Source organism: Sphingomonas trueperi, from assembly GCF_011927635.1.
Taxonomy (GTDB): Bacteria; Pseudomonadota; Alphaproteobacteria; order Sphingomonadales; family Sphingomonadaceae; genus Sphingomonas; species Sphingomonas trueperi.
In genome coordinates, this window is the sequence record NZ_JAATJB010000006.1 from 165,266 (window position 1) to 189,860 (window position 24,595).

Genomic DNA, 24,595 nt, shown 5'->3' on the forward strand with positions numbered 1-24,595 from the left:
AGATATATTCGTTATGTTTATCCGGTGCGGGGCGCCAATTTTTTCCGACATAGTGAAACCATCGGCATCGCCATCGGGCGACGACGGTTCGTGCATGCGCCCGGCAGGACGCGGCTGCAGGTGCAGCCGCGCCATACCCGGTCAGCCGCGCGTGCGGGCGAGTTCGCGCCAGCCGATGTCGCGCCGGCAGAAGCCGGTGGGAAAATCGATCGCAGCGACGCCGCGATAGGCCGCAGCCTGCGCCGTCGCGATGTCCGGCCCGATCGCGGTCACGTTGAGCACCCGGCCGCCGCTCGCCACCAGCGAATCGCCCTGGCGCCTGGTGCCCGCATGGAACACCTGCGCGCCGCCTGCTTCCGCCGCCTCGATGCCTTCGATCGTGCCGCCGGTCTCCGGGGTGCCCGGATAGCCGCGGACGGCCATCACGACGGTGAGCGCGGTGTCGGGGCGGAAGCGGGGCGAGGGGCGTCCGGCCAGTTCGCCGCGCGCGGTCGCCAGCAGCAAGTCGAGCAAATCGTCCTCCAGCCGCAGCATTAGCACCTGGCATTCGGGATCGCCGAAGCGCGCGTTATATTCGATCAGCTTCGGGCCATGCTTGGTCAGCATCAGCCCGGCATAGAGTACGCCCGAATAGGGAATGCCCTCGGCCGCCAGCGCGGCGATGGTCGGCTGGACGATGCGCTCGATCGCGTCGCGCTCCAGTGCCGGCGTGAGCACCGGGGCGGGGCTATAGGCGCCCATGCCGCCGGTGTTGGGGCCGACATCGCCCTCGCCGACGCGCTTGTGGTCCTGCGCCGATCCGAACGGCACCGCGCTGGTGCCGTCGGTGATGACGAACAGGCTGGCCTCCTCGCCGTCGAGAAACTCCTCGATCACCGCGCTCGCGCCCGCATCGGCGAAGATCGCGGTGAGCGCGGCCGTTGCCTCGTCGCGGGTCATCGCGACGGTGACGCCCTTGCCGGCGGCGAGACCGTCGGCCTTGACCACCACCGGCAGCCCGAACGGCTCCAGCGCCGCCAGCGCCTCGTCCAGCCCATGCACGCGCACATAGCCCGCGGTCGGAATGTTCGCGCGGGCGCATAGATCCTTGGTGAAGCCCTTCGATCCTTCCAGCTGCGCCGGCAGGCGGTTGGGCCCGAACACGGGCACGCCGGCCGCGCGCAGCACATCGCCCACGCCCGCCACCAGCGGTGCCTCGGGCCCGACGACGACCAGGCCGATGCCGTTCGCCTGCGCGAACGCAAGCACTGCCGCGGGATCGGTCGGCACGAGGTCGACGAGCGTGGCATGCGCCGCTATGCCCGGATTGCCCGGTGCGGCGAAGAGCTGCGTCAGCAGCGGCGATTGCGCGAGCTTCCAGGCGAGCGCATGTTCGCGCCCCCCCGAACCCAGTAGCAGGACGTTCATGGCCGACCCCCTTTTCGAGACTTCATCGACGCGGCTCGTAGCCGAGGCGGTGCCCGGGGACAACGCGGCGCCGATGAGCGTCAGCGAACTCTCCGGCCGGCTGAAGCGGATGGTGGAGGGCGAGTTCGGCCATGTCCGCCTGCGCGGCGAGATTTCGGGCTGGAAGCGCGCGGCTTCGGGCCATGCCTATCTCGCGCTCAAGGACATGGATGCGGTGATCGACGGGGTGATCTGGCGCGGGGCGGCCTCGGCGCTGCCCTTCCAGCCGCAGGACGGGCTGGAGGTGATCGCCACCGGCAAGCTCACCATCTATCCCGGCCGCTCCAAATACCAGATCGTCATCGAGCGGATGGAGCTGGCCGGCGAAGGCGCGCTGATGGCGCTGCTCGAGAAGCTCAAGGCCAAGCTGACGGGCGAGGGGCTGTTCGACCGGGAGCGGAAGAAGCCGCTGCCCTATATGCCCAAGGTGATCGGCGTGGTGACTTCACCCACCGGTGCCGTGATCCGCGACATCCTCCATCGGCTGGAGGACCGCTTTCCCAGCCACGTCCTGGTCTGGCCGGTGAAGGTGCAGGGCGACGGTTCGGCGCAGGAGGTCGCGCGGGCGGTGCGCGGGTTCGATGCGATCCAGCCCGGCGGCCCGGTGCCGCGACCGGACCTGCTGATCGTTGCGCGTGGCGGCGGCTCGATTGAGGATCTCTGGTCGTTCAACGAGGAAGTCGTGGTCCGCGCGGTGGCGGAGTGTTCGATCCCGATCATCTCGGCGGTGGGGCACGAAACCGATACGACGCTCTGCGACTTCGCCGCCGACCTTCGCGCGCCCACGCCTACCGCCGCCGCCGAGATCGCGGTGCCGGTGCTCTCCGAAGTGCGCCACGGCATCGCCACGATGGCGCACCGCACCGAACGCTGTGTCCGCCGCTATCACGAGCGCGCCGGCGAGCGGCTGGCGGCGCTAGTCCGCGTGCTGCCGCGCCGCGATGCGCTGCTTGGCCCCCAGCGCCAGCGGCTCGACGATGTCGGCGCCAGGCTGGGGCTTGCGCTCGAACGCCGCGTGGGCGTTGCGCGCGGCCAGCTCGATCGCGCTGGCGCTGCGCTGCGCCCGGCGACGCTGGAGCAGCGGCTGGCGACCGCCCGCCAGCGGCTGGGCGGCATTGCGCTCGACCGCGCCGCCGATCGCGAGCTGGCAGCACTGCGCCAGCGCTTCGCCCGCCCGGCCGAGGCGCTCGGGTTCGCCACGCTCGAACGCCGCTTCGCCACCGCCTCGGAACGGCTGGCGGCGATGGGCCGGCACCTCGAACTGCTCGATCCCGAACTGCCGCTCAAGAAGGGCTATGCCTGGGTGGAGGGGCGCGGCACCGGCAAGGTGGTCGCCTCGGCCGAGGATGCGCGCGCGGCGCAGGCCGTGACGCTCCACTTCGCAGACGGATCGGTGGATGCCCGGGTTGAGCGTGGGGGTGCCAAGGCCTATGTTCCTCCCAAGCCCGAGCAGCCGACGCTGCTCTAGGGCGCATCCACCACCTTCAAGAGCAGGAATGGCGCCGCCCATGCTGATGTCCAACACCGCCCGCGTCGCCAAGCTGCACTATATGGCCAATGGCTTCCGCGTCCTCTCGCCCGGCGACCATGTGCTGTGTGCGGTGACCGGCGAGCGCATTCCCGTCGACTCGCTCCGCTACTGGAGCGTCGCGCGACAGGAAGCCTATGCCACGCCGGAGGCGGCCACCAAGGCGCTGCTCGAGGCATGATCGACCGGCGGCGCTTCGCCGCGGCGATGCTGGCGACGACGCTGATGGTGCGGCCCGCGCGCGCGGGCAGCGACGCCTTCGCGCTCGACGGCAGCTTCGAGCAGGGCGGCATCGCGCGCGGGCAGGTGCCACCCGGCACCACCGAGCTCCAGTTCGACGGCCAGCCGATCCCCTTCGCCGCCGATCGTCGTTTCCTGATCGCGTTCGACCGCGATGCGGCGGCGACGGCGGTGCTGGAGGCAAAGACTGGCGACGGCCGCACGGTGCGCGAAGACCTGCAGATCGCGCCGCGCGCCTGGAACATCTCGCGGCTGGACCAGCTGCCCAAATATCCGGTGCCCAGCGCCGAGTTCGAGGCGCGGCGCCCGGCCGAACTCGCGCGGATCAAGGCGGCACGCGCGCTGCAGACCAAGGCCGAAGGGTGGCGCCAGCGCTTCGTCTGGCCGGCGACGGGGCGCATTTCCACGCTGTTCGGTTCGCAGCGTATCTATGCGGGCGAGCCGGGGGCCTATCATTCGGGCATCGACATCGCGCTGCCCACCGGGACGCCGGTGCGCGCGCCGGCCGACGGCGTCGTGATTCTCGCCGCCGAGGCGCCCTTCACGCTGGAGGGCAATCTGCTGATGCTCGACCATGGCATGGGGCTTTCCAGCGCGTTCCTGCACCTCTCGCGGATCGACGTGCGCGAGGGGGATGGCGTGCGCCAGGGGCAACCAATCGGCGCGGTCGGAGCTACCGGCCGTGCGACCGGGCCGCACCTGCATTGGGGGTCAATGTGGCGGGGAACGCGGATCGATCCACTGCTCATACTCGGGCGCTGAGAGAATGATGTGCGTCGTTAACGTTATGGAAATTCGGGCGACACTTTTCTGAAATGTTCAACAACACATTGAAAATAAATGTGCTTTTAACGTGACACCCTGTGTGAAAACCGCCGCCATATACCGCAGGCTTTCTTTACACCCCAGGCTTCTCCGGTTCCACTGCGCCTTAGCCGCCACGTTCAAGGCGGGCGACGATGCTGCCGGAAATGTTCGGCGGCGGATTTTCTAGAGGGTGATCATGCAGACTTATCGATCCGCATTGCGGGCTGGAACCAGCCTATCGGCCGCAATCCTGGCGATCGCCGCCGTCCCCGCGATGGCGCAGACCCAGAGCCCATCCGACGCGCAGACCAGTGCGCCCGCTGCCGATCAGGCGCCGGGGCAGGAAATCGTCGTCACCGGCTCGTTGTTCGGCGGATCGAAGATCACGCCGTCGCCGGTCACCACCATCACGTCCGAGACGCTGGACCAGCGCGGCATCAGTACCATCCAGGACGCTGTGCAGCAGCTGTCGTCGAACAACGGCCCGGCGCTGACGAACTCCTTCTCGGCCAACGGCGCGTTCGCCGGCGGCGCCTCGGCGGTGTCGCTCCGCGGCATGACGACCAATTCGACGCTGGTGCTGTTCGACGGCATGCGCGCGGCCTATTATCCGCTGGCGGACGACGGATCGCGCAACTTCGTCGACCTGAACACGATCCCGGACGACATCGTCGACCGCATTGAAGTGCTGCGCGACGGCGCCTCGTCCAGCTACGGCGCGGATGCGATTGCCGGCGTGGTCAACATCATCACCAAGAAGCAGTTCAAGGGCTTGTCGGGCCGGGTCGAGGCGGGCGTGGCCGAGGGCGGCTTCGGCGCCAGCCAGCGCCTGTCGCTCACCGCGGGCACTGGCGACCTCGATGAGAAGGGCTACAACGCCTATATCAGCGGCTTCTATTATCACAGCGCGCTGGTGCGGAACAGCGACCTGAAGGCGCCGTTCAACAGCGACGACAAGACCCGCATCGGCGGCCCGGACGACACGATCAACCCGGGCACGTTCGGCGTCACCAGCGCCGGATCCAATCTCTATGTCGCGCCGGGATCGGGCGGTCGCTACCAGCTGCTCGCCAACAACTGCCTCAACGGCAATGCGGTAGCCAGCACGGCGGCGCAGCTTGCCGACAACGATCTGCTTCCGTCCAGCGTGTGCCGGGTCGACAGCACCAACCGCTATGGAGTCGTCGCGCCCGAAATCGAGCGGTTCGGCGCCTCGGCGCGGTTCACGGCGAACCTGAACGATACCACCCAGGCCTTCCTTGCGCTGAACTTCCAGCAGTCGACCAGCAGCTATACTGGCTCGCCTTCGACGATCTATGCGCATGCCCCGACGGGGGTCTTCTACCCGCAATATTCGACGCGTTCGGATGCGACGCGCTTCGCCGCGGGTTCGCAGCCGCTGACGCTGCCGGTCTATGTCTGTGCCGCGCGGGTCAATTGCGCGACGGCGGCCGATGGTCGCCTGAACCCCAACAATCCGTTCGCCGCCACCGGCGACACCGCGCTGCTGGTGGGCGCGCTGCCGAATTCGGTGACGTCGGACCTGACCCGCAACCGCGTGTACCGCGCGGCGCTGGGCGTGACCGGACAGGTGTTCGGCTGGGATTACACCTTCGATGCGACGGCGATGCACAGCGATCTGAAGCATCGGCAGGACGGCTATGTCTACATCCAGCACCTGCTCGACGTGATCGCTGACGGCTCGTACAATTTCATCGATCCGTCGGCCAACAGCGCTGCGACGATGAACTACCTGATGCCGCAGAACATCACCAACGCCTCGTCCGATCTCTACCAGGCGCAGCTTTCGTTCAAGAAGGCGGTGATGGACCTGCCGGGCGGCCCGCTGAACGTGGGCTTCGGCGGCTCGGTCTTCTATGAAGCGGTCGACGCGCCATCGGCCAACAGCGACTTCAACGGCCCGACGGAACGCTACTTCACCATCAACGCGTTCGGCACCGAAGGCCACCGGACCGTCGCTTCGGCATTCGGCGAAGTGAACGCGCCGATCCTGCCGATCCTCGATCTCAACCTGTCTGGCCGCTACGACCATTATTCGACCGGCCAGAGCTATTTCTCGCCGAAGGTCGGCGCCAAGCTTACGCCGATCCGCCAGCTGACGGTGCGCGGTACCTGGTCGCGCGGCTTCCGCATCCCCAGCTTCGCCGAAGCCAATGCGCTGCCGACGACGGGTTACGTCAACAACAGTGTGTCGAACTTCAACGATGCCTATCTGGCGCAATATGGCTGCACCACGGCAACCTTTTCGGCATGCCCCACCTACATCCGCTCGGGCAGCTACGGTGCCACCACCCTGGCGACGCCAGACTTGAAGCCGGAGAAGTCGCGCAGCTGGACGGCGGGCATCTACTTTGAGCCGATCCGCAACATCTCGTTCACCGTCGACTATTTCAACATCAAGAAGACCGGGGCGATCACCACGCTGCCGTCGGGTCCGGCGATCTCCGCCTATTATTCGGGCCAGGCGATCCCGGCGGGCTATGAGGTGATCGCGGATTCGCCCGATCCGGCGTTCCCGAACGCCAAGCCGCGCATCGCGTTCATCCGCTCGAGCTTCGTGAACGCCAACACGATCAAGTCCGAAGGCATCGACTTCGGCATGAACGTACGCAAGCAGTTCGGCGAAGTGAGCTGGACGAGCAACCTCGATGCGACGCTCCAGCTCGAGCTGAGCACGACGCTGCCGGACGGTACCCGCCAGACCTATGTCGACACGCTGGGCAACTATAACCTGACGGCCGGCAGCGGCACCTTCCAGTGGCACGGCAACTGGCAGAACACGATCGCCTACAAGCAGTACACTGTGTCCGGCACCGTGAACTATACCTCCGGCTACGACCTGTCGGCGATGGACCAGGACAACGCCTATTCCGATTGTGGCCTGAAGCCCGATTGGTTCGGCGGGTGCCGGGTGAAGAGCTACATCACCTTCGACCTCAACGCCGCGGTCAACGTCAACGATCGCCTCACCGTCTATGGTACGGTGCTGAACCTGTTCGATCGCCTGCCGGGCGTCGATCCGGTCACCTATGGTGCGTATCTGTACAACCCAGTTCAGGCGGGCAACGGCGTCTACGGCCGCATGTTCCGCGCGGGCGCGAAGTTCAGCTTCTAACCGCGTCAGATTCGTAGTCCCTCGACGCCGTCGCTCCTTTCGGAGCGGCGGCGTCTTTCTTTTCTGGAGCGTTACAGCCTCGCAATACACCGGAAGGTGCTCAAAAAAGTAGCAATCCTGCTTGCAGATGTCATCGAATGTTTCAATAAGGCCAATCTTGGAGACACAATCAAATCAGACTGTGCTCTTATAGATACACCGCGATGAAACATTTCGGACATCCGATGCGTGCCCGTTTACACCGCCACGCAACGCCTGCTTCTCTCTGCACAAGCTTATCTTTCACGCCTCGGCGGGTTGGAGAAGCGGGGAGACATCCCGGGACCCGGCGCTGCTGAGGACCCGGAGCAAACGAGGGAAATTCATGACGAAGAAGCAGACCAAGCTGCGCGGGGGCATTGCGCTCTCTGCGGTCGTTCTCGCAGGCGCGCTGCTCTCTGCGCCCGCCATGGCGCAAGATACGGTACCGGCCAGCGATGGCGCGAACGACGGTGGGCAGGAGATCGTGATCACCGGCTCGCGCATCGCGCGCCGCAATCTCGAATCCGCCGCACCGGTCGCGACCGTTTCGGCCGAAGAGTTCCAGCTGTCCGGTACGGTGAACGTCGAGCAGGTCATCAACACCCTGCCGCAGGTCATCCCGGGTACGACCGCGTTCTCGAACAATCCGGGCGGCGGTGTCTCGACGCTCAACCTGCGTGGCCTCGGCGAGCAGCGCACCTTGGTGCTGGTCAACGGCCGCCGCTGGGTTTCGTACGATACCGCGCAGATCGTTGACCTCAACACCATCCCGGCGTTCCTGATCGACCGCGTCGAGGTCGTGTCCGGCGGTGCGTCGGCCGTCTATGGTTCGGACGCGCTTGCGGGCGTTGTCAACTTCACCCTCAACAACAATCTGGACGGCATGATCGCCGGCGGCCAGTACAGCGTCACGGGCCGTGGTGACGGTCCCCGATACGAAGCCTATGTCGCGATGGGCGGCAAGATCGGCGATCGCGGTCACGCAACGGTCTACGCTGAATACTTCAACCGCGAGGCGATCTTCCAGGGTGCCCGCTCTTTCTCCAGCTCCGCGCTCGGCGAAAACGGCACGGCCACCGGCCTGGTTCCCGCAGGTTCCTCGACCACGCCGAACGGACGCGTCACCTCCACCTATGCGGCTGGCGCTTGCCCGACCGGCAACGTCTTCTGCTCGCCTGGTGCCTATTACACCGCGCCGGGCGTGAGCCGTCCTCGCACCGGCACCGATCTGTACAACTTCGCGCCGGACAATTATCTGCAGGTACCGCAGGAGCGGTACATGCTCGGCGGCTATGCCGATTACGAGATCGCCGACGGCCACACGGCCTATGCGGAAGTCACCTACGTAAACAATCGCGTGGCCAACGAGCTTGCGCCGACCCCGGTGACCGGGACGTTCCAGGTCAACATCAACGCCGTGTCGCCGTTCCTTTCGGCCCGCGACGTTGCCGCGCTTCGCCAGCTGGACACGGTTGCGGCGACCGGCAACACCGTTGGTGACGGGGTTGTGCCGCTGGCCATCCAGCGCCGCATCAACGAAACGGGTTCGCGCAACTCGCTCGACGAGCGCAACGCGTTCCGCGTGCTGGTGGGCGTGCGCGGTGACATCACCGAGTCGCTGAACTACGACATCTACTATAACTATGCGCGTACGCGGAACGCGAACGTGCAGGCCGGCAACATCTCGCGCTCGGCCTTCCAGGCGGGCCTGGACGGTACGGCGAACGCCATCAATATCTTCGGTCCGGGCACGATGACCTCGGGGATGGTGGATCAGGTTTCGATCCTCGCCCAGAATGGCGATTCCTCGGAACTGCAGGTGGTGAACGGCTCGATCTCGGGCAGCGTATTCAACTTCGGGCTGGGCGCGGAAGACGTCGGCTTCGCGCTGGGCGGCGAATATCGCAAGATGACGTCGCGGTTCATCCCGGACACCGCGCTGGCTTCGGGTGACGTGATCGGCTTCAACGCCGGCGATCCCACTGCCGGTTCGTACAGCGCGAAGGAAGTCTTCGGGGAACTTCGCGTCCCGATCATCGCCGGCAAGCCCTTCGTCCACGAGCTCGAACTGAACGGCGCCGCGCGCTATTCCGACTATTCGCTCACCGCCGTCGGCGGCGTCTGGGCCTATGCGGCGGGCGCGAAGTGGGCGCCGGTGCGCGATTTCGCCATCCGCGGCCAGTATCAGCGGGCGGTGCGTGCGCCGAACGTCGGCGAACTGTTCGGTGGCCAGGCGATCAACTTCCCGACCGCGCAGGACCCCTGTGCGCTCGCGACGGCCGCAAGCAATGCCACCATTCGCAACCTCTGCATCGCGACCGGCGTTCCGGCGGCTGCGGTGGGGACGGCAGGCCTGCAGCTCAACACGCAGATCCAAAGCCTGCAAGGCGGCAACCCCAACCTGACGCAGGAAACGTCGGACTCCTACACCGCCGGCGCGGTGTTCACGCCCAGCTTCCTGCCGGGTCTGACGGCGACGGTCGACTGGTACAACATCAAGGTCGACAACCAGATCTCGACCCTGGGCGGCGGTCTCGCGAACACGCTGAACCTGTGCTATAACGTCATCCAGAACATCAGCAGCGTCTACTGCCAGGCCTTTGTCGGCAAGCGTAACGCACTGGGCCAGTTCGACGGCGTGAATGCACCGGCGATCCTGAACGCGAACGTCGGGAAGCTGGAGGTCGAGGGCATCGACGTAGAAGTCAACTATGCCCGCAGCCTCGGCTTCGGCCTGCTCGCCGATACGTCTCGCCTGAGCGTGAACGTGATGGGTACCTACACCATCAAGTCGAACAGCACGCCGGTCGCCGAGCTGCCGGATACCGTCAATCGCTGCGCCGGCAAGTTCGGCCTCGTCTGCGGCAATCCGACACCGAAGTACAAGTGGACCAGCCGCCTCACCTGGGTGGACGGTATGCTGACCTCGAGCGTCCGCTGGCGGCACCTGTCGAGCGTGAACGACGACGATTCGTCGACGACCTACTTCGTCGAGAAAATTCCGTCGTACGATCTCTTCGACCTGAGCTTCGCGGCGGAACTCGACAAGAAGTTCACTTTCTCGATCGGTGTGAACAACTTGTTCGACAAGAAGCCGACGATCCTCGGCAACAACCAGCAGCAGGCGAATACCTATCCTGCTACCTATGATGTGCTGGGCCGGGACTTCTTCGTTTCGGGTCGCTTCAAGTTCTGAGCGTCTGAGGTAAGGAAAGAGGGGCGGCGGACGAAGGTCCGCCGCCTTTTTTGTTGCCTGCAGGCTGGCAATGGGTCGGGAGGATGTCCGGGGCCGCGCGCGATGCGGGTTCCAACGCCCTATCGATCGCGGCACCAGCCCGTGATTGCCATGCGTCCCGCCGGCGCGAAGGGCGGTACGTAGCTCACATGGTGCGGTTGGGGGACTTTCAGCAGGTTGAGCGTATTGAAGCGCGGTTTCCAGCCTGCGACGATGTCTCCCTCTTCATCGAAGAAGTTCAGGTAGCCGCCCCAGTCCGGCTTCCAATCCGTCCCGGTGAGGTGGAGGACGTAGGCGACTCTCCATCCCTCCGCGACATGGCTGTCGGTATGGATCGACAGGAAATCGCCGGGCGCGAAGGACGTCGCCTGTGCATCGGCTTTTACGAGCTCCGGAATATCGGTGACGTGGCGCACCAGATCCAGGAACGGCGTGTCGTTGATATGCTCCAGCAGCAGGTCGTGCGCCCCGCCGGGCGCCCAACCCTGCAAATAGGCTTCGACGAGAGGGTAGCGACCGAACCGCGCGGCATAGTCGCCCGCTGCGGCGGAACGATGGATCGCGGCGGCAATGTCGCGCTTTCGTTGCGCGGAGGCGGCCTGCAGCTCCTCCATCCGCAATACTGCAGGCGGCCCGCCATCGGCGAAATAGGCGAAACCCCATGGCGTCTCGCGGTGCAGGACCCGAGCAAGGTTGGAAGCGGATTCGGGCGTGAGTACGTCGCGGATCTGCACGCGTCCGTGTTGGGCGAACTGCGCTGCTGCCGTGGCGCGATCGATCGCAGGGGAGAGTTCGAACAGGGAAAGCGTCACGCGGGCATTCCTCCCAGGGGTTTGGGCTCTTTTCGGCTGCTTTCGGGTCGTGCACAACGCGCGGATGCAGACCGCAGGCCTCGCGCTTCATTCCGACTTCGACATTCCCGCGCTGGCGCAGCAATTCGACCGCGATCACCGGGTGCGCCTCGGCCCGTTCCTGGCGCCCGAATCCGCTCAGGCACTTTTCGAGATGCTGCGGCGCCGCACCGATTGGCGCACGGTTGTGAACAGCGGCGACAAGCCTCTGGAATTCGGCCGCGAAACGCGCGCCTCGATGAGCGACGCCCAGCGGCGCGCGCTGGACGACGCGGTCTATAGCGCCGCACGCGACGGGTTCCAGTATCGCTATGAGACCTTGCGGGTGCCCGACGAATCGGCGGATCGCCTGGCGAGCGAAGACCCCCTGGCGCATCTCGCACATTGGATGTCCTCCGATCCGGTCCGCACCCTCCTCCGCCAAATCACCGCCATGCCGGAAATCGACTTCGTCGATCTTCAGGGGACTGCCTATGGTCCCGGCGACTTCCTGACCGGGCACGACGACGCCGTGCCCGGCAAGCATCGCCACGCTGCCTATGTCCTGGGCTTGACGCCCGTGTGGAGGGCGGAGTGGGGAGGTCTGCTGTTGTTTCACGATGCCAACGGCAGCGACGTGCGCGGATACGTACCTGCCTTCAACGTGCTGACGCTTTTCAAAGTCCCCAAGATGCACAGTGTTTCCGAGGTAAGCCGCGCCGCAGCCATCCGGCGCTATTCGATCACCGGATGGCTGCGATCGCGGCGCTGAGTCTCACCCCACGCGGAGCGTCAGCGCGCCGTCCCCTTCGTCGACATGGACGGTCGACCCGTCCTTTACCGCACCGCGCAGGATCAGGTCGGCGAGCGGGTCCTGCAGATACTTCTGCACTGCGCGCTTGAGCGGACGCGCCCCGTACACCGGATCATAGCCGACCCGACCCAGCCACTCGCGTGCCGCCGGCGACAGGTCGATGCCCACCTTGCGGTCCTTGAGCAGCTTGGCGACGCGGCCGACCTGGATGTCGACGATCGGCGCCATGTGATCCGCGCCCAGCCGGTGGAACAGGATGATCTCGTCCAGCCGGTTGAGGAACTCGGGGCGGAAATGCGCCCGCACCACCTCCATCACCTGCGGCTCGACTTCCTCCACCGAATGGCCGTCGGCCAAGTTGGTGAGATACTGGCTGCCGAGGTTCGAGGTGAGGATCACGATCGTGTTCGAGAAGTCCACCGTGCGGCCCTGGCCGTCGGTCAGGCGGCCGTCGTCCAGCACCTGGAGGAGGATGTTGAACACGTCGTTGTGCGCCTTCTCCACCTCGTCGAACAGCACCACCTGATAGGGGCGGCGCCGCACCGCCTCGGTGAGCACGCCGCCTTCCTCGTAGCCGACATAGCCCGGAGGGGCGCCGATCAGCCGCGCCACCGCGTGCTTCTCCATGAACTCGCTCATGTCGATGCGCACCATCGCGTTGGGATCGTCGAACAGGAATTCGGCGAGCGCCTTGGTCAGCTCGGTCTTGCCCACGCCCGTCGGCCCGAGGAACAGGAAGCTGCCCAGCGGCCGGTTCGGATCCTGCAGCCCCGCGCGGCTGCGCCGGACGGCGGTGGAGACTGCCTTCACCGCATCGGCTTGGCCGATCACCCGCTTGCCGAGCTGCTCCTCCATGTGGAGCAGCTTCTCGCGCTCGCCCTCCAGCATCCGCTCCATCGGGATGCCGGTCCAGCGCGCGACCACGCCGGCGATGTCGTCGGCGGTCACCTCCTCGCGCAGCATCGCGCCCTTGGCGGCGCTCTGCGCCTCGTCGAGCTGGCGGGTGAGCTGGGGGATCACGCCATAGGACAGCTCGCCGGCACGCGCGAGGTCGCCCGCGCGCTGCGCCTGTTCCAGCTCCAGCCGTGCCTGGTCGAGCTGTGCCTTGAGCACCGCTTCGGCGTTGATCTTGTCCTTCTCCGCCTGCCAGCGGGTGGTCAGCTCGGCCGATTGCTGCTCGAGATTGGCGAGGTCCTCTTCCAGCGTGGCGAGCCGGTCGCGCGAGGCTTCGTCGGTCTCGCGCTTCAGCGCCTCGCGCTCGATCTTGAGCTGGATGATCCGCCGGTCAAGCGTCTCGATCTCTTCGGGCTTGCTCTCCACCTCCATACGGATGCGGCTCGCGGCCTCGTCCATCAGGTCGATCGCCTTGTCGGGCAGGAAGCGGTCGGCGATGTAGCGGTTGGAGAGCGTCGCTGCGGCGACGATCGCCGCGTCGGTGATCCGCACGCCGTGGTGCAGCTCGTACTTTTCCTTGAGCCCGCGCAGGATCGAGATCGTGTCCTCGACAGTCGGCTCGCCGACGAACACCGGCTGAAAGCGCCGTTGCAGCGCGGGGTCCTTCTCGACGTGCTTCTGATACTCGTCGAGCGTGGTCGCGCCGATGCAGTGCAGCTCGCCGCGCGCCAGCGCGGGCTTGAGCAGATTGCCGGCGTCCATCGCGCCCTCGGCTTTCCCGGCGCCGATCAGCGTGTGCATCTCGTCGATGAACAGCACGATCTGGCCCTCGGCGCCCTTCACCTCGTCGAGCACGCCCTTGAGGCGCTCCTCGAACTCGCCGCGATATTTGGCACCCGCGATCAGGCTGCCCATGTCGAGCGCCATCAGCGTGCGGTCCTTCAGCGTATCGGGCACGTCGCCATTGGCGATGCGCAGCGCGAGGCCTTCGGCGATCGCGGTCTTGCCGACGCCGGGCTCGCCGATCAGTACGGGATTGTTCTTGGTGCGGCGGGCGAGGATCTGGATGGTGCGGCGGATTTCCTCGTCGCGGCCGATCACCGGATCGAGCTTGCCGGCGCGTGCCGCCTCGGTGAGGTCGCGGGCGAATTTCTTGAGCGCGTCATAACGATCTTCCGCGGACGCGGTGTCGGCGGTGCGGCCGCCGCGCATGCTGTTGATCGCAGTGTTCAGGGCCTCGGGCTTGGCATTCGCGGCCTGCAGCGCCTTGCCGGCAGCCGTGTTGAGGCTCAGCGCCAGCGCGACGAGCAGCCGCTCGACGGTGACATAGCTGTCGCCGGACTTCTGCGCGATCGTTTCGGCCTGGTCGAGCACGCGGACCAGATCATTGTCGAGCCCCGGCGTCGATTGCGCGCCCGAGCCGCTGACGGCCGGAATCTTGGAGAGCGCGAGGTCGGTTTCGCCCAGCGCGCGCTTGGCGTCGCCGCCCGCCGCCTGGATCAGGCCGCTGGCCATGCCCTGCTCGTCCTCGAGCAGCGCCTTCAGAAGATGCTCCGGGCTGATCCGCTGATGGTTCATGCGGATCGCCACGGTCTGCGCCGATTGCAGGAAGCCCTTGGCGCGGTCGGTGAATTTTTCGAGGTTCATGCCTGATCCCTGTTCGAAGTTGACCAGCAGATAGTGTTGCAAATGGGCAACACAAGAGGGGCGACGTGCTTCATGGCTATCGTAGTGCGGCAGCGGTCGACAACGGGAAATCCGGACTTTTCCGAAGCGTAAATCCAAACGTCACGAAGACGTCACGAAGGAGTCCCGGTCGTGAAGCGTTAACTATCGAATGTTGCAACGCGGCACGCGTAGCGGCGGCCTAGCACGGGCGAGGGGCCTGGTGCTTTCCCAAGGGGATCATGCGCATGCGCATCCGTATGCTTGCTGCCGGACTGCTTGCCGGCACGTCGCTGTTCACTGCCGGCGCGGCCTTCGCGCAGACGCTACCCACCGCCACGCTGATCGACGACACCCAGCCGCAGAGCGGGGCCGACGACATCGTCGTGATCGGCAAGGGCGAGACCCGCCAGATCCAGACGTTGACCCAGGCCGACATCGCGCTGCTCACGCCGGGCACCAGCCCGCTCAAGGCGATCGAGAAGCTGCCGGGCGTCAACTTCCAGGGCGCCGATCCGTTCGGCGCCTATGAATGGGCGCAGCGCGTGTCGATCCGCAGCTTCAACCAGAACCAGCTGGGCTTCACGCTGGACGGCATCCCGCTCGGCGATGCCAGCTACGGCAACGTCAACGGCCTGCACATCAGCCGCGCGATCATCAGCGAGAACATCGCCGAGACCCGCGTGTCGCAGGGCTCGGGCGGGATCGACACCCAGGCGACCAACAATCTCGGCGGCACGCTCGAATTCCTGTCGAGCGACCCCAAGGAGAAGCTCGGCATCGACGTCAACGCCACCGGCGGCAGCGACAATTTCTGGCGCGTGTTCGGCCGGCTCGACTTCGGCGAGCTGACCCCCGGCGGCACCCGCGCCTATCTCTCCTACCTCCACTCGGATACCGACAAGTGGAAGGGCTGGGGCGCCCAGCGCATCAACCAGGTCAACGGCAAGATCGTCACCCCGATCAGCCCCGAGCTGCGCGCGGTCGGCACGTTCGACTTCTCCGATCGTCGCGAGAACGACTATCAGGACATGTCGCTCGGTATGATCAAGCGTCTCGGCTATAACTGGGACAATATCTCGAACGATTATGCCAAGGCGATCCTCGTCTCCGACGTGGGCGCCAACAACGGTTATACCGGCGTCACGCCGACCAACCCGGGTGCCGGCAAGGTCTATCCGGCGCCGTTCCTCAACCCGGACGACGCCTATTACAACGCCGCGGGCCTGCGCCGCGACTATCTCGCCTCGGCGGGCCTGGAGACGACCGGCGACTCGCCGGTCCACGGCGTGCTGAAGGGCTATTTCCACAACAACCATGGCCAGGGGCTGTGGTACACGCCCTACGTCGCCTCGCCCAACGGCGTGCCGATGTCGCTGCGCACCACCGAATATGACGTCCGCCGCGGCGGCGTGTTCGGCAATATCGGCACCAAGCTCGGCTTCAACGACGTGACCGTCGGTGGCTGGTACGAGCGCAACGACTTCCGCCAGGCGCGCCGCTTCTACGCGCTGGACAGCCGCACCAACCCGGGCCGCGACAGCCTCTCGTTCCAGAGCAATCCGTTCGCCACCCAGTGGTACTGGAAGTACCAGACCGACACCGTCCAATATTATGTGCAGGACAAGATCGAGCTCGGCGCGCTGACCGCGAACCTGGGCTGGAAGGGCTTCGCCGTCACCAACCATGCGACGCCGATCGTCGCGGGTGGGCTCGCCGGCGGCCGGATCAAGGTGACCGACTGGTTCCAGCCGCATGCCGGCCTCAACTATCGGGTGACCGACAATGCCGAGTTGTTCGCCGGCTTCACCCAGGTGACTCGCGCCTTCGTGTCGGCGGCGACCAGCGGCCCGTTCGCGACGACCCAGGCGGGCTTCGATGCGCTCAACAGCGGCGCGACCAAGCTCAAGCCCGAAGCGTCGGACACCTATGAGGTGGGCGGTCGCTACCGCAGCGGCATCTTCACCGGCTCGCTGGCGGGCTATTACGTCAACTTCCGCAACCGCCTGCTCGCCGTGACGACCAGCGCTGGCATCGTCGGCAACCCGGCGATCCTGCAGAATGTCGGCGATGCGCGCTCGGTGGGTGTCGAGGCGACCGGCGACGTGCGCCTGCCGATGGGCTTCGGGCTGTTCGCCTCGTACAGCTACAACGACTCGACCTATCGCGACGACGTCGTCACCGCGAGCGGCGTGATCCCCACCAAGGGCAAGACGGTGGTCGATTCGCCCAAGCACATGCTGAAGGGCGAAGTCACCTGGTCGGGCCAGGGCTTCAACGCCCGCGTCGGCGCGAACTACATGAGCAAGCGCTACTTCACCTACACCAACGATCAGTATGTCGATGGTCGCGTGGTGGTGGATGCGACGCTCGGCTACAAGTTCGACCTGGGCGGGCGAAAGCTCGAGCTGCAGGGCAACGTGACCAACCTGTTCGACAAGAAGTACATCTCGACGATCGGTACCAACGGCTTCGGCAACAGCGGTGACAACCAGACGCTGATGGTCGGCGCACCGCAGCAGTTCTTCCTGACGCTGAAGGTCGGGATCTAAGGGCTGTCGGAAGCGAAGAAACGGGGCGGGGCACCAAGTGCTCCGCCCTTTTTCGTTCAGCCGGTGACGATCGGATAGGTGATCCGCAGCTCGTCGAGCAGCTTTTCCACCGCCGCGACGTCGCCCGCCGCGCCGCTGGGGGCCAGCGACCAGTTGCAATGCGGGTGCGTCTCGGCGTCGTAGACGCGCACCTTGCCCAGCACCGTCTTCCAGCGGCGCACGGTCCCGCCATGGCGGCGGACGAGCTGGGCCACGATGCGGTCGATCAGGTCGGCGGCGGTCATCAGGCCCCGGCGGCGGTCAGGCGGTCAAGCTGGTCGCGGGTGAGCTCCACGTCCCAGGCGCCGATCAGTTCGTCGAGCTGCGCGATGCTCGTCGCGCTGGCGATCGGCGCGGTGACGCCGTCCTGCGCCGCCAGCCAGGCGAGCGCGATCTGGGCGAGGCTGGCGCCGGTCTCGGCCGCGACCTCGTCCATCGCCGCCAGCACCGCGCCGCCCTTGCCGGCGAGCAGCTTGGCCATGCCGCCGCCGCGCACGCTCTTCGAGAGATCGGCTTCGCTGCGATACTTGCCGGTGAGGAAGCCCGAGGCGAGGCCGTAATAGGGGATCACGCCGAGATTATGGGTGATGCACAGGTCCTGCAGTTCGCCCTCGAACTTGCGGCGGCTGACGAGGTTGTACTCGGGCTGGAGCACGCGAAAGTGCGGCAGGCCTTCCTTCGCGGCGAGGTCGAGCGCCGACTTGAGCCGCATCGCATGGAAGTTGGACGCCCCCAGCGCGCGAACCTTGCCCGCGTCGATCAGCGTGCCGAACGCCGCCAGATAGTCCGCCTGTGCCACGTCCTCATCGTCCTGATGGGCGAAATAGAGGTCGATCGTCTCGATGCCCAGCCGCTGGAGCGACGCCTCGGCCGCCGCCGCGATCCGCGCCGGGGCCAGCTTCGCCCCGCCTTCGCCCGGCAGCATGCCGACCTTGGTCGAGATCAGCACCTGGTCGCGCTTGCCGGAGGTGCGCAGCCACTCGCCGATCACGCTTTCGGATTCGCCGCCCGTATGGCCCGACACCCAGGCCGAATAGACATCGGCGGTATCGATCATCACCCCGCCGCGCTCGACGAAACGATCGAGGATGCGGAAGCTGGCGGCCTTGTCGGCGGTCCAGCCGAACACGTTTCCGCCCAGGACGAGCGGCGAGATCTCGAGGCCCGAGGCGCCGAGGTGGCGAAGATGCGGCATGGACGGTCTCCGATGGGGAAGGGAGGGCGGAGAACGCGTCAGTCGGTGATCTCGTTGCTCGCCGGGCCCGTGTCGTTCGAATAGGCGCTCTCGGCATTGGCGAAGGCCGCATCCTCGGCGGCGTTCACGTCGGTAACCGCCTCGCCCATCGTGTTGCTGTCGCCGGCCATCGCCTCGTTCGCTTCGGCGGCTTCGTTCTTCGCCTGGTTGCCGCAGGCCGACAGGCCGGTGAGCGCCAGCGCGGCGACGGGGAGGAGGAGAAGCTTGCGCATGGGACTGGGTTCCTTCACGGGGTTTGGCTCGGGGCTAGCCAGAGCGGCAAACGCACGCAACCGCGCTGCGATGCGTTGACCTGATATAAAGATATCTTTATATCTCTAAGCCGCCCATGACAGAGCCCCTCGCCATCTTCCGCGCGCTCGCGGATTCGACCCGGCTGCGCATCGTCGCGCTGCTGCGCGCGATGGAGCTGAGCGTCGGCGAACTCGCGCAGGTGCTGGGGCAGAGCCAGCCGCGCGTCTCGCGCCATGTGAAGATCCTGTGCGATGCCGGCGTGGCCGAGCGGCGCAAGGAAGGCAGCTGGGTATTCGTGGCGCTCGGCCGGCAGGCGGTTACCGCGCCGGTGCTGGCGGCGCTCGACGCCTGGGCGCTGGCGGGCGACCCCTGGGTGATCGCCGACCAGGCACGGCTCTCGGCGGTCCGCGCCGATCGGGCGAGCGCGGCGGAGGCCTGGTTCGAGGCCAATGCCGGCCAGTGGGACGCGATCCGATCGCTCCATGTCGCGGAAAGCGAAGTGGAGGCCGCGATGGGCCAGGCGCTGGGCGAAGGCTCGCTCGGCACGCTGGTCGATATCGGCACCGGCACCGGCCGCATGCTCGAGCTGTTCGGACCGAGGGCGGCGCAGGCGGTGGGAATCGATCGCTCGTCCGAAATGCTGCGTCTGGCGCGCGCCAAGCTGGCCGATCTCGGCCATGCCGAACTGCGCCAGGCCGATCTCTATGCGCTGCCGCTGCAGGATGGCGCTGCGGATACTGCTATATTGCATCATGTGCTCCACTTCGCGCAGCAGCCGGCAGCGGCGATCGGCGAGGCGGCCCGCGTGCTCGGTCCCGGCGGGCGGCTGCTGATCGTCGATTTCGCGCCGCACGAGCGGGAGGAGCTGCGCACCCGCGATGCGCATGCGCGACTGGGGTTTTCGGACGAGCAGATGCTCGGCTGGTTCGATCGCGCCGGGCTCGCCCCGGTGCAGGTGCAGACGCTGGAAGGCGGCGCACTGACGGTGAAATTGTGGCTCGGTCGCAAGACCGGGGAGAGCGTGGAAAAGGTGAAGGCGGCATGAGTATCGTAGACCCCATGGCACCGCCCCTGTTCGCCGATGTGGCGGGCGATGTGGCGGTGAGCTTCGAATTTTTCCCGCCCAAGACCGAGAAGATGGAAGAGACGCTTTGGGCCTCGATCGAGACGCTGTCGCCGCTCGGGCCGCGCTTCGTCAGCGTTACCTATGGCGCCGGCGGCACCACCCGCGAGCGTACCCACGCGACCGTTTCGAAGATCGCCCGCGAGACGCCGCTGGCGGCGGCCGCGCACCTCACCTGCGTCGAGGCGACGCGCGAGGAGATCGACCAGATCGCCGAGGAATATTGGGCGGCGGGCGTGCGGCATATCGTGGCCCTTCGCGGCGATCCGCCTCGCGCCGGCGAGAAGTACCGCACCCATCCCGGCGGCTATGAGAATGCGGCGGACCTGGTCGCGGGTCTGCGCCGGCTGCATCCCTTCGAGATTTCGGTGAGCGCCTATCCCGAATGCCATCCGGATTCGCCGAGCCCCGAGGCCGATCTCGACAATCTGAAGCGCAAGATCGACGCCGGCGCCAACCGCGCGATCACCCAGTTCTTCTTCGAGGCCGAGACCTTCCTGCGCTTCCGCGACCGCGCGGCGGCGGCGGGAATCGATGCCGAGATCGTGCCGGGCATCATGCCGGTGATGAACTATGCCAGCGTGGTGAAGATGTCCGCGATGTGCGGCACCGACGTGCCCGCCTGGATGGAGAAGCTGTTCGAGGGTCTCGACGAGCACCCGGGCGCGCGGCAGCTGGTCGCGGCGACGCTTGCGGCGGAACTCTGCCGCAAGCTCTATGCGGGCGGCGTGCGGCAGTTCCACTTCTACACGCTCAACCGCGCCGAGCTGAGCTACGCGATCTGCCACCTGCTGGGCCTGCGCCCGCGGCAGCAGGCGGCGGTGGCGGCGGCCTGATCTTCTGAACCCCCTCCCGCGAGCGGGAGGGGGCAGGGGGTGGGCCCACGCTCACCACCTGATGCATCGCTCGTGGATGGCGGGGGCCCACCCCCAACCCCCTCCCGCACGCGGGAGGGGGAGAGGAATTTGACATGACTGCACGCGAGAAACTGCTGGCCGAAGCCGCCAAGCGCATCCTGATCACCGACGGCGCGTTCGGCACCGAGATCCAGAACTGGAAGCTCGACGAGGCCGCCTATGCCGGCAATCTCGGCCTCGGCCACGACCAGAAGGGCAACAACGACATCCTCGCGCTGACCAAGCCCGAGGTGCCCGGTTCGATCCACCGCGCCTATTTCGAGGCCGGTGCCGACATTGCCGAAACCAACACCTTCTCCGCCAACCGGATCAGCCAGGCCGATTATGGCGCCGAGCATCTGGTCCGCGAGATCAACATTGAGAGCGCCAGGCTCGCGCGCAGCATTGCTGACGAGTATGAGGCCAAGGACGGCCGCCCGCGCTTCGTCGCCGGTGCCCTCGGCCCGACCAACAAGACGCTGTCGCTGAGCCCCGACGTCAACGATCCCGGCTATCGCGAGATCGACTTCGATTACCTCAAGGACGTCTACCGCGAGCAGATCGACGCGCTGGTCGAGGGCGGCATCGACTTCGTGCTGATCGAGACGGTGTTCGACACGCTCAACGCCAAGGCCGGCATCATGGCGGCGATCGAGGCGGGCGAGGCGCTGGGCCGCGACCTGCCGATCATGCTGTCGATGACGCTGACCGACCTGTCCGGCCGCAACCTCTCCGGCCACACGGTCGAGGCGTTCTGGCACGCGGTGCGCCATGCCAAGCCGGTGACGATCGGGCTCAACTGCTCGTTCGGTGCCGAGCAGCTACGCCCGCATGTGAAGACGCTGTCGGCGCTCTGCGACACGCTGATCATGGTCTACCCGAACGCCGGCCTGCCCAACGAGCTCGGTGCCTATGACGAGATGCCGGCGACCACCGCCGGTCTCGTCAAGGAATGGGCCGATGCGGGGCAGGTGAACATCCTCGGCGGCTGCTGCGGCTCGACGCCCGCGCATATCGGCGCGATCGCCAAGGCGGTGCAGGGCCTGAGCCCGCGCAGCATTCCCACGCCCGAAGTGCGGACCCGGCTCGCCGGCCTCGAACCGTTCACCATGGCGGCGTGACTTCTCTCCCCTCCCGCGTGCGGGAGGGGTCGGGGGTGGGCGCCCGCTCGCCTCCAGCGATACGGCCCGTGGACAGCGGGCGCCCACCCCTAGCCCCTCCCGCATGCGGGAGGGGGATGAGTTTTGATCCATGACCACGCCTTCCTCCACCAACTTCGTCAATGTCGGCGAGCGCACCAACGTCACCGGATCGGCCCGCTTCAAGAAGCTGGTGATGGCCGGCGACTATCCCGCCGCGGTCGAAGTCGCGCGCCAGCAGGTCGAGAACGGCGCGCAGGTGATCGACGTCAACATGGACGAGGGCCTGCTCGACGCCGTCGAGGCGATGACCACCTTCCTCAAGCTGATCGCCGCCGAGCCGGACATCGCCCGCGTGCCGGTGATGATCGACAGCTCCAAATGGGAGGTGATCGAGGCGGGGCTGAAGTGCGTCTCGGGCAAGCCGATCGTCAACTCGATCAGCATGAAGGAAGGCGAGGAAGCGTTCCTCGCCCATGCCCGCAAGTGCATGGCGTACGGCGCCGCCGTGGTCGTCATGGCGTTTGACGAGGTCGGCCAGGCCGATACCCAGCAGCGCAAGGTCGAGATCTGCGAGCGCGCCTACAAGCTGCTCACCGGCATCGGCTTCCCGCCCGAGGACATCATCTTTGATCCCAACGTGTTCGCGGTGGCGACGGGCATCGAGGAGCACAACAACTACGGCGTGGACTTCATCGAGGCGTGTCGCGAGATCAAGAAGCGCTGCCCGCACGTCCATATCTCGGGCGGGCTGTCGAACCTGTCGTTCAGCTTCCGCGGCAACGAGCCGGTGCGCCGGGCGATGCACAGCGTGTTCCTCTACCACGCGATCCCCGCCGGCATGGACATGGCGATCGTCAATGCCGGCCAGCTCGACGTCTATGACGCGATCGATCCCGAGCTGCGCGTGGCGTGCGAGGACGTGGTGCTCAACCGCGATCCCGATGCCGGCGAGCGGCTGGTCGCCCTCGCCGAGAAGTATCGCGGCACCGATGCGGTGGCGGAGAAGCAGGCGGCCGAATGGCGCAGCTGGCCGGTCGCCAAGCGGCTCGAACATGCGCTGGTCAAGGGCATCGATGCCCATGTCGTCGAGGATACCGAGGAATGCCGCCAGATCTTCGCGCGCCCGATCGAGGTGATCGAGGGCCCGCTGATGGACGGCATGAACGTCGTCGGCGACCTGTTCGGTTCGGGCAAGATGTTCCTGCCGCAGGTGGTGAAGTCCGCGCGCGTGATGAAGAAGGCCGTCGCCCACCTGCTCCCCTATATCGAGGCGGAGAAGGAAGAAGGCGCCAAGGGCAAGGGCAAGATCGTGCTCGCCACGGTGAAGGGCGATGTGCACGATATCGGCAAGAACATCGTCGGCGTGGTGCTCCAGTGCAACGGCTTCGACGTGGTCGATCTCGGCGTGATGGTGCCCTGGTCGACCATCCTCCAGGCGGCGATCGACAATGATGCGGACATGATCGGCCTGTCCGGCCTGATCACGCCGAGCCTCGACGAGATGGTGACCGTCGCCGAGGAAATGCAGCGCGCGGCCATGACCATGCCGCTGCTGATCGGTGGCGCTACCACCAGCCGCGTCCACACCGCGCTGCGCATCGATCCGGCCTATACCGGCCCGGTGGTGCATGTGCTTGACGCCAGCCGTGCGGTCGGCGTGGCGACCGCGCTGGTCTCGGACACCCAGCGCGATCCGTACGTGACCAAGGTCGCGGACGAGTATGAGCATGTACGCCAGGCGCGCGCCGGCAAGGGCCAGAGCGAGCTGCTGCCGCTGGAGGACGCCCGCGCCAATGCGTTCGAGGCGGACATGACGCTCAAGCCGGGCAAGCCGCGCATGCCGGGCATCCATACGTTCGACGACTGGGACCTCAAGGACCTGCGCGACTATATCGACTGGACGCCCTTCTTCCGCGCCTGGGAGCTGGCCGGCAACTATCCGGCGATCCTTACGGACGACGTGGTCGGCGAAAGCGCGACCTCGCTTTTCGCCGATGCCCAGAAGATGCTCGACAAGATCATCGCCGAGCGCTGGCTCACCGCGCGCGGCGTTGCCGGGCTGTGGCCCTGCCGCCGCGAGGGCGACGACGTGATCGTGCATCTCCCGGACGAGGAGCATGTCCGCCTGCCGTTCCTGCGCCAGCAGATCGCCAAGCGCGAGGGCCGCGCCAATATGTGCCTGGCCGACTTCATCGATCATGACGGCGACTGGATCGGCGGCTTCGCGGTCTCGATCCACGGCATCGAGCCGCACCTCGCCCGCTTCAAGGCGGCGATCGACGACTATTCGGACATCCTGCTCAAGGCGCTGGCCGATCGCCTGGCCGAGGCGTTCGCCGAGCGGCTCCACAAGTTCGTCCGCACCGCGCTCTGGGGCTATGCCGAGGGCGAGCAGCTCGACAATGACGCGCTGGTCCGCGAGCAATATCGCGGCATCCGCCCGGCGCCGGGCTATCCCGCCTGCCCCGAGCACAGCCTCAAGCCGATCCTGTTCGACCTGCTCGACGCGCACAAGCGCACCGGCATCAGCCTCACCGAAAGCTTCGCGATGCTGCCCACCGCGGCGGTGTCGGGCTTCTATTTCGGCCACCCGCAGGCCGAATATTTCGGCGTCGCGCGCGTCGGGCCCGATCAGCTCAAGGACTATGCCGCCCGCCGCGGGATCAGCGAGGAGCTGGCGACGCGCTACCTGCGGCCGAACTTGGACTGACGTTATCGGCTGTCATCCCGGCGGAAGC

Annotated in this window: 17 protein-coding genes; 11 read left to right on the forward strand and 6 right to left on the reverse strand. The window is 66.5% G+C overall.

Annotation, left to right across the window (positions count from 1 at the left end):
• Window positions 1-141: 141 nt before the first annotated feature.
• Window positions 142-1,407, reverse strand: a complete 1,266-nt coding sequence (gene purD / locus GGR89_RS12045) for a phosphoribosylamine--glycine ligase (RefSeq protein WP_125975825.1) — start codon at window positions 1,405-1,407, stop codon at window positions 142-144.
• Between purD and xseA the strand changes: the two genes are divergently transcribed.
• The 5 genes from xseA (at window position 1,406) to GGR89_RS12070 (ending at window position 10,374) form a co-directional block, all read left to right on the forward strand.
• Window positions 1,406-2,914 carry an exodeoxyribonuclease VII large subunit gene (gene xseA, locus GGR89_RS12050; RefSeq protein WP_125975827.1) on the forward strand — a complete coding sequence of 503 codons (1,509 nt, stop codon included), beginning with the start codon at window positions 1,406-1,408 and terminating at the stop codon, window positions 2,912-2,914. The genes purD and xseA overlap by 2 nt on opposite strands.
• Before the next feature lie 40 nt (window positions 2,915-2,954).
• Complete coding sequence (locus GGR89_RS12055) at window positions 2,955-3,155, forward strand: DUF2093 domain-containing protein (RefSeq protein ID WP_066721469.1); 201 nt, start codon at window positions 2,955-2,957, stop codon at window positions 3,153-3,155.
• Entirely contained in the window at window positions 3,152-3,976 is an 825-nt protein-coding gene (locus tag GGR89_RS12060) for a M23 family metallopeptidase (RefSeq protein ID WP_125975829.1), read from the forward strand. The genes GGR89_RS12055 and GGR89_RS12060 overlap by 4 nt, the downstream gene beginning before the upstream one ends.
• A 241-nt stretch (window positions 3,977-4,217) precedes the next feature.
• A complete protein-coding gene (locus GGR89_RS12065) occupies window positions 4,218-7,157 on the forward strand; it encodes a TonB-dependent receptor domain-containing protein (RefSeq protein ID WP_125975831.1) in 2,940 nt (979 codons plus the stop codon).
• A gap of 364 nt (window positions 7,158-7,521) precedes the next feature.
• Window positions 7,522-10,374, forward strand: coding sequence for a TonB-dependent receptor domain-containing protein (locus tag GGR89_RS12070; protein WP_125975833.1), 2,853 nt, complete (start codon window positions 7,522-7,524; stop codon window positions 10,372-10,374).
• Between the two features lie 119 nt (window positions 10,375-10,493).
• On the opposite strand, the gene GGR89_RS12075 is transcribed toward GGR89_RS12070, so the two are convergent.
• Window positions 10,494-11,225, reverse strand: coding sequence for a 2OG-Fe(II) oxygenase (locus GGR89_RS12075; RefSeq protein WP_125975836.1), 732 nt, complete (start codon window positions 11,223-11,225; stop codon window positions 10,494-10,496).
• Window positions 11,226-11,289: 64 nt separating this feature from the next.
• Between GGR89_RS12075 and GGR89_RS12080 the strand changes: the two genes are divergently transcribed.
• Window positions 11,290-12,015 carry a 2OG-Fe(II) oxygenase gene (locus GGR89_RS12080; RefSeq protein WP_125975838.1) on the forward strand — a complete coding sequence of 242 codons (726 nt, stop codon included), beginning with the start codon at window positions 11,290-11,292 and terminating at the stop codon, window positions 12,013-12,015.
• 3 nt (window positions 12,016-12,018) lie between these two features.
• Here the strand turns inward: GGR89_RS12080 and clpB are convergent, their stop codons facing one another.
• A complete protein-coding gene (gene clpB, locus GGR89_RS12085; protein ID WP_125975911.1) occupies window positions 12,019-14,598 on the reverse strand; it encodes an ATP-dependent chaperone ClpB in 2,580 nt (859 codons plus the stop codon).
• A 260-nt stretch (window positions 14,599-14,858) separates the two neighbouring features.
• On the opposite strand from clpB, the gene GGR89_RS12090 reads away from it, so the two are divergent.
• Window positions 14,859-17,168, forward strand: a complete 2,310-nt coding sequence (locus GGR89_RS12090) for a TonB-dependent receptor domain-containing protein (RefSeq protein ID WP_125975840.1) — start codon at window positions 14,859-14,861, stop codon at window positions 17,166-17,168.
• Window positions 17,169-17,224: 56 nt separating this feature from the next.
• On the opposite strand, the gene GGR89_RS12095 is transcribed toward GGR89_RS12090, so the two are convergent.
• The 3 genes from GGR89_RS12095 to GGR89_RS12105 are packed head-to-tail and all read right to left on the reverse strand — an operon-like array spanning window position 17,225 to window position 18,674.
• Window positions 17,225-17,452 (reverse strand): hypothetical protein, encoded by a 228-nt coding sequence (locus GGR89_RS12095; protein ID WP_010543862.1) that lies wholly within the window; start codon window positions 17,450-17,452, stop codon window positions 17,225-17,227.
• Window positions 17,452-18,402 carry an aldo/keto reductase gene (locus GGR89_RS12100; protein WP_125975842.1) on the reverse strand — a complete coding sequence of 317 codons (951 nt, stop codon included), beginning with the start codon at window positions 18,400-18,402 and terminating at the stop codon, window positions 17,452-17,454. The genes GGR89_RS12095 and GGR89_RS12100 overlap by 1 nt, the downstream gene beginning before the upstream one ends.
• A gap of 38 nt (window positions 18,403-18,440) precedes the next feature.
• Window positions 18,441-18,674 carry a hypothetical protein gene (locus GGR89_RS12105; protein ID WP_125975844.1) on the reverse strand — a complete coding sequence of 78 codons (234 nt, stop codon included), beginning with the start codon at window positions 18,672-18,674 and terminating at the stop codon, window positions 18,441-18,443.
• A gap of 116 nt (window positions 18,675-18,790) precedes the next feature.
• On the opposite strand from GGR89_RS12105, the gene GGR89_RS12110 reads away from it, so the two are divergent.
• The 4 genes from GGR89_RS12110 to metH all read left to right on the forward strand — a co-directional run bounded on the left by GGR89_RS12110 (window position 18,791) and on the right by metH (window position 24,567).
• Window positions 18,791-19,741 carry an ArsR/SmtB family transcription factor gene (locus GGR89_RS12110; RefSeq protein WP_125975846.1) on the forward strand — a complete coding sequence of 317 codons (951 nt, stop codon included), beginning with the start codon at window positions 18,791-18,793 and terminating at the stop codon, window positions 19,739-19,741.
• A 14-nt stretch (window positions 19,742-19,755) separates the two neighbouring features.
• Window positions 19,756-20,655, forward strand: a complete 900-nt coding sequence (gene metF / locus GGR89_RS12115; RefSeq protein ID WP_019368396.1) for a methylenetetrahydrofolate reductase — start codon at window positions 19,756-19,758, stop codon at window positions 20,653-20,655.
• A gap of 134 nt (window positions 20,656-20,789) precedes the next feature.
• Window positions 20,790-21,836: a homocysteine S-methyltransferase family protein gene (locus tag GGR89_RS12120; RefSeq protein WP_125975848.1), complete on the forward strand. Its 1,047-nt coding sequence runs from the start codon at window positions 20,790-20,792 to the stop codon at window positions 21,834-21,836.
• A 130-nt stretch (window positions 21,837-21,966) separates the two neighbouring features.
• Window positions 21,967-24,567 (forward strand): methionine synthase, encoded by a 2,601-nt coding sequence (metH, locus tag GGR89_RS12125; RefSeq protein ID WP_125975850.1) that lies wholly within the window; start codon window positions 21,967-21,969, stop codon window positions 24,565-24,567.
• Window positions 24,568-24,595: the final 28 nt, after the last annotated feature.